Here is an 11,893-nt window from a genome sequence, read left to right on the forward strand (position 1 = left end):
TCCGAGGGCTCCGCTATGAACGAGACCACCCGATGGAAAGAAGCGCGTACCTGTGGCGATCACTCAGCAAGAACTCGAGTCCCGACTCAAAGCCGCAGCGAACGCGCTGCGCGGTCCGGTGGATCCGACCGACTTCAAGACCTACGTCTTCCCGATGCTCTTCTGGAAGTGGATCTCGGACACGTGGGTCTACGAGCACGACGCGGCGATCGATGAGCTCGGCGATGACCTGGATGACGAGGTCGAGGCGGACTACCACCGGTTCGAGATGCCCGAGGGCACCCTGTGGTCCGAGGTCACTGGGAAGGTTAAGAACCTTGGCGCGGAGATCGCGAGGGCGTTCCAGCGCATCGAGAAGGCCAACCCGCGCTCCCTCGCTGGCGTGTTCGGCGACGCCTCGTGGGGCAACCAAGAACGCCTGCCGGAGTCGGCACTGCTAGCTCTGATTAAGGCGTTCAACGAGCTGTCTCTGGACCCGACGACTGTCTCCCACGACCTGCTCGGGGCAGGGTACGAGTACCTGTTGAAGGATTTTGCGGACGAGTCCGGGAAGAAGGCAGGGGAGTTCTTTACCCCGCGATCCGTCGTCAACCTGCTCGTCGGCGTCCTGCAGCCCGAACCCGGCGAGGCCGTCTACGACCCAACGTGCGGCTCAGGCGGCATGCTGGTCGCGACGATCAACCAGCTCCGCGAGGCGGGCAAGGACCACCGGTCGCTCCGGTTGTACGGCCAGGAGATCAACCTGACAACCTCCTCGATCGCACGGATGAACCTCTTTCTGCACGAGATCGAGGACTTCGACATCAAGCGTGGCGATACTCTGCGCACGCCCGCGTTCAAGGACAACAGCGGCGCTGTCCGGACCTTCGACGTGGTCATCGCGAATCCGCCGTTCTCTCTGACGAACTGGGGCGCGGACCGCTGGCCGGCCGACCCGCGGGCCCTCTGCGGTGTGCCACCGGCGAAGAATGGCGACTACGCCTTCATCCAACACATGATCTCGTCGATGAACTCCGGCAGCGGCCGAGTCGGCGTCGTCATGCCGCACGGCGTCCTCTTTAGAGGTGGCGCTGAGGCCCGGATCCGGCGGTGCCTGATTGAGAAGGACCAGCTCGAGGCCGTCATTGGGCTGCCGCCGAACCTGTTCTACTCGACGACGATCCCGGCCTGCCTGCTGATCTTCCGCGATAAGAAGCCAGCCGACCGCAAGGATCACATCCTGTTCGTCGACGGGTCCGCCCGGTTCGTGAAGGACAGGAATCAGAACCGGATGTCGGGGCGAGACGTCAACGCGCTCATCGATGCATACCGGACTGGTGAGGACCCTGACGGGGAAGGCGGCGCGGTCCGCTTGGTGCCGTTCGACGAGATCAAAGAGAACGGCTTCGACCTCAATATCAGCCGCTACATCAGGGTCGCTGCAGAAGAGACCGCCGATCTGGGCACTGCGCTCGTGGCGTACGCCGACGCCCGCCAGCACCGCATCGACACCGAGGGTGTCATGTTTGAGCGGCTAGGTGCAGCCGGGATCGACCTGAGCATGTTCGAGGTGCCCAATGGGTGAGTGGGCGGTGACGACACTGGGCAGCGTCCTGTCGTTGGATGTGACTGCGGTCAAGGTAGACCCGATGCAGGTCTACGACATTGTCGGTGTACTGAATCGGGGCCGCGGCCTTCTGTACCGGGATCCACTGCCGGGCTCAGAGACGTCATACCAGACCCTTAATCTGATCGGGCCGAATCAGATCGTGTACAGCCGCCTGAAGGCCTTCGAGGGTGCCATCACCGTTGCACCCAGCAACCTTGCCCAGGTTTATGCATCTCAGGAGTTCCCAACCTTTACCTGTGGACCGCGGCTATTGCCGAACTACTTCAGGCTCCTCACCACGACGAAGGGCCTTTGGGACGACTTGCAGAACCTGTCGACAGGGATGGGCGGTCGGCGCGAAAGAGTCAAGCCTGCCGACTTCCTGACGATTCGGATACCCCTCCCATCAGTATCCGAGCAGAACCGCATCGTGGACCTCATGAGAGGAGTCGATGGCCTGGTGTCGGCCATAACGGAGGAGGTCGAACGTGCGCGAGTGGCGCTGTCTTGCGCCGCTATCGAACTCGCCTCACTCCCCGCCGACGGAGGCAAGGTTCCGATTGACTCTCTTCTCCTCCGCAACATCGGTGGGGTCTGGGGCTCCGAGGCAGGGGTTGACGAGATGGACGTTGACGTCTACCGGTCGACCGAGTTCACCAACTGGTGTCGCCTGAGCGGCGAAGCAGAAGCACGCCGGTCGGTGTCGGCTAGTCAGTTCCGGAGCAGGGAACTGAAGGCGCAGGACATCCTCATTGAAAAATCAGGAGGCACCCCGACCCGGTCGGTGGGGCGTGTGGTACAGATCTCCACCGGAGATCTGTATCGCCCCACTATCGGAGCCAACTTCCTCCAGTTGCTACGTGCCGATCCATCGAAGGTTTCCCCTCGGTATCTCTTCTGGACCCTCTGGGCAGGCCATCGCCGAGGCGACGGTTTCGACTTCCAGACGGCGAGTACCAACATTCGGAATCTCCAGACCAAGGCATATCTGGCTCGTGGAGTTGACCTTCCCTGCCGCGAGACACAGGAGGAGATCGCAAGAACTTTGGACGGCATACTCGACTGCGTACACAGCGTTGAGAATGAAGCTGCCAACCTCCGCGCCTTTCGCTCTACACTCCTGACCTCTCTTCTGAACCAGGAGACCGAGATCCCAGAGTCGTACGATGATCTCCTGGAAAGGGTGCCCTGACATGACATGGACAGAGTCGTCCACTATCCAGCGCTCCCTGCTGGAGTGGGCCGAGGAAGCCGGGTGGGAGCACATCCCGGGCGACGAGCTGCCGCGCGACAATAACGATGTCGTCGTCGAGACCTGGGCGAGAGAGGCGCTGCTCGCGCTGAATCCGGAGCTAATCGACGACCCAGAATCAACCGAACTGATTCTGCACGAGATCAACCAGGCCATCTTGGACGCCCACAATGGCCTGGTGGCTGCCAACGAGCTGCTGACTGTGATGCTGCGGGGCGACCATTCGTTTACGACCATCCAGGGCAAGCACGTGCCGCGCCGCCTCGTCGACTTCGACTACCTGGACAACAACCGGTTCACCGTCGCCGATGAGGTTACGATCACCGGCGCCATGAAGCCCCGCAGATTCGACGTCGTCTACTATGTTAATGGATTCCCGCTCGTCGTCGCCGAGACGAAAACACCGGTGAAGCACCAGGTATCGTGGGTGAACGCCGCGAAGGACATCTACGGAACGTACGAAGAGGAGTACCCCAACTTCTTTGCTACCAGCGTCTTCAACGTCGCGACCGAGGGCCTCGAGTTCCGGATGGCCCCGATCCGTGCCTACCCGGATCCCGATTCAGACATCTGGGCACCTTGGGGGTCCACCGAGGACGACCCGAAGAAGCTGACCGGCCCTGCGCGCGTTCAGCGCGCTGCACGGCTGTTGCTGAGGCCGGAGACGATCCTGACGATCCTGAAGGACCTGGTGATGTATCGGCACGCTCGGGACGCCTCCGAGGCTGATGTGAAGTTCCTGCCTCGTTACCCGCAGTTCGAGGCGGCGCTGGCGATCCATGCGAAGGTGCTGGCGGACGGTCCCGGTGGCCTGATCTGGCACCACCAAGGGTCAGGCAAGACCGAACTGATGGCCTTCGCCGCCGCCCGGTTGCTGCGCGACGACGCGGTGATCGACATGTACGGCGGCGCACCGACCGTGATCGTGATCGCCGACCGAAAAGACTTGGTGAGACAGACTGCAGAGATGTTCGAGACTGCCGGCATGCCTCGCATGTCGGTGCCTGGCAACAGGCGCGAGCTGCACAAGCTGCTGCGCCGAGACGACCCCGGCGTGATCATCACGACGGTGCACAAGTTCGCCGAAGCTGGCCATGTTAATGACCGGGCGAACATCGTTGTCCTGGTGGACGAGGCCCACCGATCCCAGGAGGGCAAGTTCGGGAAGGCCTGGCGCGCAGCGGTCCCGAACGCGAAGTTCTTCGGTGCGACCGGCACGGCGATCGAGGACAAGGACCGATCCACTTTCCAGCTGTTCGGAGATCCTGACGATCCCGACTTTGTGATGTCCCGGTACACGCCCGAGCAGTCGATCGCGGATGGATTCACTAAGCCGGTGATCGTGGAAGGACGTTCCGTCGGATTCGACCTAGACAAGGGTGACCTTGATGAGGCCTTCGACCAGTTCGCCGCCAATGAGGACCTCGACGAGGACGAGAAAGTCTTCCTATCCGGTAAGGCCTCGCACATCGAGACCGTCCTTTCCAACCCCAAGCGGGTCGCCGCCGTGTGCGCGGACATCGTTGAGCACTACCTGACCTATGTCGCACCGCTGGGACAGAAGGCCCAGGTGGTAGCGTTCAACCAAAAACTCGTGGTCGCCTATGCGCACGCGATCCAGGCCGAGCTGGAACGCCGGGGCGCGGTGATGCCGGACGGCCGGGCACGCGAAGTGGGCGTCGTGATGCATGTCGCCGACGCCAAGGACACCCCGAAGGAGCTAAAGAAGTACCTGCTCACCCCGGAACAGGAGGAAGCACTCAAGCGGCGGTTCAAGAAGGTCGACGACCCCATATCGTTCGTCGTAGTGACAGCGAAGTGGATGACTGGCTTCAACGCGCCCATCGAGGGTGTTCTGTACCTCGACAAGCCAGCCAAGGGCGCGAACCTGTTCCAGACAATCACCCGGCCAAACCGGCCGTGGAAGAACCCCATCACAGGGCAGCGCAAGGACTACGGACGCGTCGTCGACTACATCGGCCTCGCGAAGGCCATCGGAGAGGCGATAGTCGGCCCAAAGGCCAAGACGGAGGAAGGTGCGGAGCTCAACGTCACAGATTCCGCCCAGCTGGCCGGAAAGTTCGTCTCCGATCTGACGCGCCTTGTGGCGTTGTTCGACGCCATCAACACAGCCGACTCGTCGTTCGAGGGGCTCGCCGAAGCACACGAGCGAATCGTCGAGGGCAGCCCGCAGCGGACCCAGTTCATCGAGACATACGTGGCTCTTCAAACGGTGTGGGAGTTCCTGGACCCCCACCCGATGCTCGCACCGTTCCGGCAGCAGTACCACTGGTTGGCGAAGGTGTACGAGTCGATCCGGCCCAAGGACGTGTCGAAGGCGTTCCTGTGGGACCGTCTCGGCGCGAAGACGATCGAGCTGATCCATGGGCACATGACCGACGTTCGCGTGCGGTCGATGCCGTCGAAGACCGTCACCCTCGACGCCGCCGGCCTGGAACTGGTCAAAAGGATCGCCGAGCAACTGAAGCTCCCAGACACCGAGTCACCGGAGAACGAGCCCGGCGACGTTTATCAAGAGGTGCTCGATTCAATCGAGACACGCTTGAAGCGGCGTCTCGTGGAGTCCGAGAGCCCGGTGTACCAGTCGCTTGCGGAGCGGATCGAGAGGCTCCGCACCAAGGCAATCGAGAACGTTGAGGACTCGCTGGCGTTCTTGGAGCAGGCGCTGAGGATCGCTCAAGATGTGGTCGCCGCCGACCGGGCCGCGGAGGCTGGCGACGAGGAGATGCTGGAGAGACTGGCAGACCCGAAGCGTGGTGCGCTGACACAGATTGTCGAGCAAAACACGCCGCCAGGGCTACATAAGATCGTCCCCGACATCGTCGACAGGATCGATTCGATCGTCGCAGAGGTCGCCTACACCGGGTGGATAGAAAGCGATGCTGGCGACAAGCGTGTTCGCCGCGAGCTCCGAGCTGCGTTGAAGGAGTACGGCCTCCCAATCAAAGGCGACTTGTTCGACAAGACGTATGATTACGTCCGGGAGAACTATTAAATCCACAGTGACCAAATGCCTGCTTGCGCAGCCTGGCGCTTCCCAGGGTCAGACGGCCCAGTAACGTGCCGAGAGCGGCTAAGCCTCTCCCGGCTGCTGGAGGAGAGATATGCGCGGGCGCGCCCCGAAGCGATTGGACCAGCCGCGGCAACCCGCGGATATTCCCCTGACTGAGCGGGTGGGTTCCCTCCTCGATCGGGCAGCTTCGCCGCACCCGGGTTCTCCAGGGGCCGCCAAGGCTCACCTTGTGACGCTTGCGCTCGGCCTTGGCGGCCCCTGGGGGTTCCGGGTACGCCCTTGGGTGACCGGTCGAGGAGGGGGCCACCCGCGACCCGACCACGATCACCACGACGAAGCTGAACCCGTGCGCATGCCCCTGGTCCCCTCCGAGGAGGGCCGGGGTTTGGGGCGGAGCCCCATGGCTCTGACCGTCACTGCCTGCCCGTCGGGTCAGTCCTTCCATCCACCCTGTGGCGCGGCCGGCCGTCGCCGTCGCGGGGCGAAGACAGGAGCGGAGGCGAGCGGCGGCCAGCGCCGCGAGCGAAGCGAGCCTTGAACCCGTAGAGAAGGTTGTTACTCAACCTCATTGCGGCGCCGAGTCCTTGAACATGTCGGCTGGTAGGCGATGACCGGCTTGCCCGTCGGTGGGAGTAACGGCAGGAAGAGGACCGGTCCGGCGCTCCACTGGCGGTCCCCCTGGAGCGTGGCAACGGTGCAGGGCAATCCTCGGCGGAGGTCGTCGAAGGCCTTCGCGTGGTCGGTCTCGACCCACTGGCCCAGCCTCGCCTGATCCCCGACATCAAAGGCGAGAAGGAGCGTGGTGATGGACCGCCGGAGCCACCGGATCGCCGCGTCGGCGCTCGCCGTGCTGAGGGTGTTCACCAGATGCGGGCCCGTGGCGCCGGCCGTGCTCCACACGTGGTGCTCGCAGCGGTATCCGGGCTGAGCCATCGCGGAGCCGTCCCACGCTGCCGGCCGCTGCCGCGGGAGTGACAGCTCGGCCGTGACGGCTCGCCCACGATGGTCGCCAGAGATCACGAAGCGATCGGCAAGAGCGCTGACGATCTCCAGCCCGCGGCCGTGGGTGCTGTCGGCTCCGGAGTGCTGCACGCTCGGGATGCTCCCCTCGTTCCGCTGTCCGTGACCGTGATCGCCACCGCTCGCGCCGCCACGGTCAGAGCGACTTCGAAGCGGCCCGCCTGGTGGCCGCTCTCGGTGTGCTGAAGGGCGTTGGTACTGAGCTCGCTGACGATCAGTTCGGCCTCGTCGGCCCGAGGGTGGTCGTTGAGAAGCTGCCGGACCCAACCCCGTACTGCACTGAGCTCCTGGGGGTGGCCGGCGAAGATGCGTCGGTGAGTGGTCATGGCGCTCCTCTGCGGCGTTGACCTGCTCCGTTCTGCCCTGGGTGACCGATCCTCTGTTGCCGGACGCCCACGGGCAGTGCATTTAGTACTAGCACCGTACTCAAGATGCGTGTACTTCGAGTGCGGGATCGCACTTTTCGTACGGTTAGCTGGTGCGGCGACGAGTGCTGCTGCTCAAGTTCGCAACAAGGGAGGAAGAAGCATGTTCGGACTGATGGTGCGCTTCACCTGCAAGGACGAGTCGGCGGCGTCCGCGTTCGACGACCTGGTTGCGCGGACGGGCGAACTGATCCGGGTGAACGAGCCGGGCACGGTGGTCTACGCCGTCCACCGCGTTGACGGCCGGCCGCTGGAGCGGATCTTCTACGAGCTCTACCGCGACCGCGCCGCCTTCGACGAGCACGAGTCGAAGGACTACGTGAAGGTCTTCCTCGCCGAGCGCGACCAGTACCTCTCCTCCATCGAGGTCGACTGGCTCGACTTCGTGTCCGCCAAGGGTGTGGACGTTGAGCACTGAGTACGCCAAGGCGCTGGGCAAGAAGATCGCCTTCCACCGAAAGCGCCGCGGGCTCTCACAGAAGGAGTTCGCCCAGCTCCTCGGCCGCTCGGAAGCCTGGGTGTCCCAGGTGGAGCGCGGCGTACGGCGTATCGACCGGATGACCGTCCTGGAGAAGGTCGCGGAGGTCCTGGAGATCCCCGTCGCCGAGCTGGCGGCCGAGGCCCCGATCGTGGCCGCGGCGGCGGAGGGGGAGGCTCCCGGTGCGAGTCGGCTCCGGCTGGTTCTCAGTGCGGCGCACTCGCTCAAGGCGATCCTCGGCCCTCACAGCGCACCCGACGTGGACGCACTCCGGGCCGAGGTCGAGCGGGCGTGGTCGCTCGCGCACGCCGGCGGCTACGCGGATCTCGCCGAACTCCTCGAAGAGCTGGTGCCGTCGCTGGAGTCGGCCGCCCGCTCGGTCCCGGAGGACCAGCGCGCCAATCTGTTCCGGCTGCTCGCGCGGATGTACCACGCCTGCAGTGCCGCCCTGTCCAACATGGGCGAGCCCGAGGCGGCCTGGATTGCCATTGACCGCTCCGTGGTCGCAGCGGAGCGGGCGGGCGATCCCCTGCTCATGGCGGCCGGCGAGTTCCGCCTCTCGATCGTCTTCCTCGGTGCCCGGCACTACGAGCAGGCGGCACGCGCCTCGGGCAGCGCCGCCGACGCGCTCCACCCCTCGCAGCCACGGGCCAGGTGGAAGCCGTGGCCATGCGCGGGGCGCTGACCCTGCAACGGGCGGTCGCTGCCGCACGCGCGAATCAGGCCGAGTCGGCGTACGAGTACCTGCGCGAGGCCCGCGAGATGGCGGCTGCGGTGGGCGACGGGCGCAACGACTACAACACCGAGTTCGGGCCCACCAACGTGGGCCTGCACGAGGTCGCCGTCGCGGTCGATCTAGGGGACGCCGGCATTGCCCTGCGGGCTGTGAACTCCATCGATCCGTCGGTGCTGTCCACGGAGCGCCAGACCAGGTTCCACATCGACGTGGCCAGGGCCTACACACAGCGCCGGCAGACGGACGACGCCGTGGCCCGGCTCCTGACGGCGCGTGACCTGTCGCCGGAGATGTTCCGCGCCATGCCGATGGTGAAGCAGCTCGTCACGGATCTGCTGACCATGAGCCAACCGACGTCCGATCAGCTCCGCGGGCTGGCCAGAGAGTTGGGCGTACTGGAAATGTGAGCTGGTACCAAAAGTACTAGACAGTACTTGGAGTACGGGTTACTCTCGTTGCTGTCGGCATGCCTCCCCGCCTTCGGCGGGGTCCGTGTGCGGACATGCGAACGCGCCGTGGCAGGAAGGCAGACCTGCCCCGGCGCGTCAGCGGCAAAGGGTCACACGAAAGCTGTGGCCTGAGCGGGAGGCAGCCCACTCAGGCTCGGGGCGTCGTTGGCACAACGCTCCTCCGAGCGTATCGCGCCGAGTCCATATGCGGTCAACCTCCCGTTGCGTAGTCATTTGTCACTGACTGCACCCATTTGCGGTGCGCAAGGGAGAACAACTCATGCGTTCCATCCGTGTCGAGACCTCGGGCGCGACGATCCTGCTGACCGAGGCCCCCGAGAAGAAGATCCGCGATCGCCGGACGGGAGAGCTGGCCACCGACGCCGCGACCGGCGAAGTCCTGATGACGGTCGGTGTCGTCCACATCGAGGACGGCGAGTCCTCGCTGATCAAGGTCACCGTTCCGCAGTCCGGCGTGGGAGAGGGCCTGGCCCTCGGTGGTCCGGTCGCCCTGGTGGGCCTGGTCGCCCGCCCGTGGGAGCAGGTGTTCAACGGTCAGCCCCGGCACGGCATCGCCTATCGCGCCGCCGCCGTCACGCCCGCCGTGTTCCCCTCCTCGCTGGGGGTGTGACGTGTCGGACCTGCTGACTCTGCTGGAGCTCGGCGGTCCGGCCCTGGCGGTCGGCGGCGGTGCCGTCTACCTCAAGGCACGTCACCCCAGCGCCTATTGGTGCACCTTCGGCCTGGCCGGCACGACGGCCCGCCTGCTGGGCTCGTACGGCGCGGTCATGGACTCGTGCGGGCTCACCGTGGCGCCGTCCCGGCTGCGGGTCCTGGCAGTGCGGGCGACGACGCGCAGGGAAGTAAGGCCCGTGCCGCCCCGCCGGGGGCTCATCCGGCCGACCCCGACCGGGATGCGGCTTCGGCTGCGTCTCGCACCGGGACAGGAGCCGGCGGACGTCGCCGCCTCGGCGGAGCGTCTTCGGCATGCCTGGGGCGTGCACGCGGTCTACGTGACCGAGGTCAGGCCCGGTGTCGTCGACCTCCGGTTGGTGGGCTTCGACGTCCTGCGGCGCGTCCGGATGCCTCGGACGGTCACCGACGGCCTTCTCAAGGTGCCGGTGGCTCTCCGCGAGGACGCGACCGCCTTCGTCCGGGACTACCGCACCATCCCGCACCAACTCACGCTCGGCGCGACCCTCTCCGGCAAGTCGATGTTCCTCCGGCACCTGGTCACCGGGCTCGCCCCGCAACCGGTCGCCCTGGTCGGCATCGACTGCAAACGCGGCGTGGAGTTCGCTCCGTTCGCCACCCGGCTCTCCGCGCTGGCCACCGACCAGGAACAGGCGGCCGACCTGCTGCCCGCCCTGGTCGAACTGATGGAGAGCCGCTACGACCAGATCCGCGCCCACCAGGGGATATCCCCCGGTGTCCCGGCCGAGGACATGACCTCCGACATCTGGGGTCTCCCCGAGGCCGAACGGCCCGTCCCGATCGTCGTCCTCGTGGACGAGGTGGCAGAACTCTTCCTTGTCGCCACCCGCAAGGACGAGGACCGCCGGGACGAGATGGTCACCCATCTCATCCGACTCGCCCAGCTCGGCCGGGCAGCCGGTATCCACCTGGAGGTGTGCGGACAGCGCTTCGGCGCCGAACTCGGCAAGGGTGCCACCATGCTCCGCGCCCAGCTCACCGGCCGCGTTTGCCACCGGGTCAACGACGAGGCCTCGGCCAAGATGGCTCTCGGGGACATCTCCCCGGAGGCAGTCCTCGCGGCATGCGCCATCGCCGCCGAACGGCCCGGCCAAGCGGTCGTCGGGGACACCTCGGGCGGCTGGTCCCGCATCCGCACTCCCCACCTCCCGCTCGCTCAGGCCGCCGCCGTGTGCGCCGCGAACGCTCACCTGGTCCCGTTCCTGCCGGAGCTCGACCGCTTCCGCCCCTCCGTCGAGGGTGCCGACCCGGCCGGCCTGAGCGCGGCCTGACCTCTCCCCCACTCCGGTGGCGCGCCGTCCCGCGCCGAGTCCCTACTCCGTCACGCCCGAAAGGAGGCGTTCCTTTGCGTGCCCAGTTACGGCGCGTGGACGCCGTGTTGGTTCAAGCCGTGATCGCCGCGGCGCTCTCCTTCGCCCACCTGCACGACATCGCCGGAGCGGCCGGCCAGCACGGCTGGAAGGCCTGGGCCTACCCGGTCTCGGTCGACCTCCTGTTGGTCGCCGCCTGGCGCCGGATGCGCTCAGGGGCGAACCGGGCCTCCGCCTGGTGCTGGTTCGCCACTGCTCTCGCCGCATCCCTCGGTGCCAACATCGCCACTGCCGGACTCCTCGACCTGGCGGCCGTCCCGGCCTGGTTGCGCATCCTCGTCGCCGGATGGCCGGCCGTCGCCTTCCTCGGCGGCACCCTCCTCGCCCACTCGGGGGTCGCAACACTCCGCGAGCCCGCCACAGAACCCGTGCCGAGCGACGAGGACGTGCCTTCCGTCTACGGGCCGCCTCCGCTTCCCCTACCCGCCCCGGCGCCGATCCTCGCGCCGCCGCCGGCCCCGGTCGCCGTCCCGGCCGCCCTGGTCGACCACGCCCGGAAGGTCGCCGATCAGCACCGCAGCCAGACCGGCACGCCCATCGACGCGGCGGCGTTGCGGGCCCGGCTCGGCATCCCCGCACCGCTGGCAGAAGCCATCGCCGCCCAGCTCTGACAGGAGGTCCCCGATGTTCAACCGTCGCTTCCGCAACACGATCCGCATCGGCCCCGTACAGGTCGGCACCTTCTACGACGGCCGTGGCCGCGAGAAGCACGCCGCCGCCTGCACCGCCCCGCGCTGCGGCTTCTCCGCCGACTACGACTCGCGTGCCGCCGCCGAGCTCGCCGCCCGTACCCACCGCTGCCCCGCCCGCTGAAAGGACCGCCCGGC

General features: G+C 66.2%; 12 protein-coding genes. 10 read left to right on the forward strand and 2 right to left on the reverse strand.

The window, feature by feature from the left end; translation table 11 throughout:
* The first annotated feature begins 52 nt into the window (after nucleotides 1-52).
* The 3 genes from ABEB13_RS18120 to ABEB13_RS18130 are packed head-to-tail and all read left to right on the forward strand — an operon-like array spanning nucleotide 53 to nucleotide 5,856.
* Nucleotides 53-1,564, forward strand: a complete 1,512-nt coding sequence (locus ABEB13_RS18120) for a type I restriction-modification system subunit M (RefSeq protein WP_345706325.1) — start codon at nucleotides 53-55, stop codon at nucleotides 1,562-1,564.
* Nucleotides 1,565-1,571: 7 nt separating this feature from the next.
* Nucleotides 1,572-2,780 (forward strand): restriction endonuclease subunit S domain-containing protein, encoded by a 1,209-nt coding sequence (locus ABEB13_RS18125; protein ID WP_345706326.1) that lies wholly within the window; start codon nucleotides 1,572-1,574, stop codon nucleotides 2,778-2,780.
* 1 nt (nucleotide 2,781) lies between these two features.
* Complete coding sequence (locus ABEB13_RS18130; protein ID WP_345706327.1) at nucleotides 2,782-5,856, forward strand: type I restriction endonuclease subunit R; 3,075 nt, start codon at nucleotides 2,782-2,784, stop codon at nucleotides 5,854-5,856.
* Nucleotides 5,857-6,429: 573 nt separating this feature from the next.
* Here the strand turns inward: ABEB13_RS18130 and ABEB13_RS18135 are convergent.
* Together ABEB13_RS18135 and ABEB13_RS18140 are read right to left on the reverse strand one after the other, a co-directional pair.
* The gene (locus ABEB13_RS18135) at nucleotides 6,430-6,807 is read right to left on the reverse strand and encodes a hypothetical protein (protein WP_345706328.1); all 378 of its coding nucleotides are present in this window, start codon (nucleotides 6,805-6,807) and stop codon (nucleotides 6,430-6,432) included.
* 83 nt (nucleotides 6,808-6,890) lie between these two features.
* The gene (locus tag ABEB13_RS18140) at nucleotides 6,891-7,220 is read right to left on the reverse strand and encodes an ATP-binding protein (protein WP_345706329.1); all 330 of its coding nucleotides are present in this window, start codon (nucleotides 7,218-7,220) and stop codon (nucleotides 6,891-6,893) included.
* A gap of 202 nt (nucleotides 7,221-7,422) precedes the next feature.
* Between ABEB13_RS18140 and ABEB13_RS18145 the strand changes: the two genes are divergently transcribed.
* The 7 genes from ABEB13_RS18145 (at nucleotide 7,423) to ABEB13_RS18175 (ending at nucleotide 11,879) form a co-directional block, all read left to right on the forward strand.
* Nucleotides 7,423-7,737, forward strand: a complete 315-nt coding sequence (locus ABEB13_RS18145) for a putative quinol monooxygenase (protein WP_345706330.1) — start codon at nucleotides 7,423-7,425, stop codon at nucleotides 7,735-7,737.
* Nucleotides 7,727-8,482 carry a helix-turn-helix domain-containing protein gene (locus ABEB13_RS18150; RefSeq protein WP_345706331.1) on the forward strand — a complete coding sequence of 252 codons (756 nt, stop codon included), beginning with the start codon at nucleotides 7,727-7,729 and terminating at the stop codon, nucleotides 8,480-8,482. Before ABEB13_RS18145 ends, ABEB13_RS18150 begins: the two co-directional genes overlap by 11 nt.
* Complete coding sequence (locus ABEB13_RS18155) at nucleotides 8,461-8,940, forward strand: hypothetical protein (protein ID WP_345706332.1); 480 nt, start codon at nucleotides 8,461-8,463, stop codon at nucleotides 8,938-8,940. The genes ABEB13_RS18150 and ABEB13_RS18155 overlap by 22 nt, the downstream gene beginning before the upstream one ends.
* A 322-nt stretch (nucleotides 8,941-9,262) precedes the next feature.
* Nucleotides 9,263-9,613, forward strand: coding sequence for an SCO3933 family regulatory protein (locus ABEB13_RS18160; RefSeq protein ID WP_345706333.1), 351 nt, complete (start codon nucleotides 9,263-9,265; stop codon nucleotides 9,611-9,613).
* 1 nt (nucleotide 9,614) lies between these two features.
* The gene (locus ABEB13_RS18165) at nucleotides 9,615-10,967 is read left to right on the forward strand and encodes an FtsK/SpoIIIE domain-containing protein (protein WP_345706334.1); all 1,353 of its coding nucleotides are present in this window, start codon (nucleotides 9,615-9,617) and stop codon (nucleotides 10,965-10,967) included.
* A 74-nt stretch (nucleotides 10,968-11,041) separates the two neighbouring features.
* Nucleotides 11,042-11,677, forward strand: a complete 636-nt coding sequence (locus ABEB13_RS18170) for a DUF2637 domain-containing protein (RefSeq protein ID WP_345706335.1) — start codon at nucleotides 11,042-11,044, stop codon at nucleotides 11,675-11,677.
* 13 nt (nucleotides 11,678-11,690) lie between these two features.
* Complete coding sequence (locus ABEB13_RS18175) at nucleotides 11,691-11,879, forward strand: mobile element transfer protein (RefSeq protein ID WP_345706336.1); 189 nt, start codon at nucleotides 11,691-11,693, stop codon at nucleotides 11,877-11,879.
* Nucleotides 11,880-11,893: the final 14 nt, after the last annotated feature.

The organism is Kitasatospora paranensis (assembly GCF_039544005.1).
In the GTDB taxonomy this organism is placed as follows: domain Bacteria; phylum Actinomycetota; class Actinomycetes; order Streptomycetales; family Streptomycetaceae; genus Kitasatospora; species Kitasatospora paranensis.

Coding starts and splice junctions, on each gene's coding strand:
- ABEB13_RS18130 (WP_345706327.1), top strand. CDS start 2,782: ATGACATGGACAGAGTCGTCCACTATCCAGCGCTCCCTGCTGGAGTGG.
- ABEB13_RS18135 (WP_345706328.1), bottom strand. CDS start 6,807: ATGGCTCAGCCCGGATACCGCTGCGAGCACCACGTGTGGAGCACGGCC.
- ABEB13_RS18140 (WP_345706329.1), bottom strand. CDS start 7,220: ATGACCACTCACCGACGCATCTTCGCCGGCCACCCCCAGGAGCTCAGT.
- ABEB13_RS18145 (WP_345706330.1), top strand. CDS start 7,423: ATGTTCGGACTGATGGTGCGCTTCACCTGCAAGGACGAGTCGGCGGCG.
- ABEB13_RS18160 (WP_345706333.1), top strand. CDS start 9,263: ATGCGTTCCATCCGTGTCGAGACCTCGGGCGCGACGATCCTGCTGACC.
- ABEB13_RS18175 (WP_345706336.1), top strand. CDS start 11,691: ATGTTCAACCGTCGCTTCCGCAACACGATCCGCATCGGCCCCGTACAG.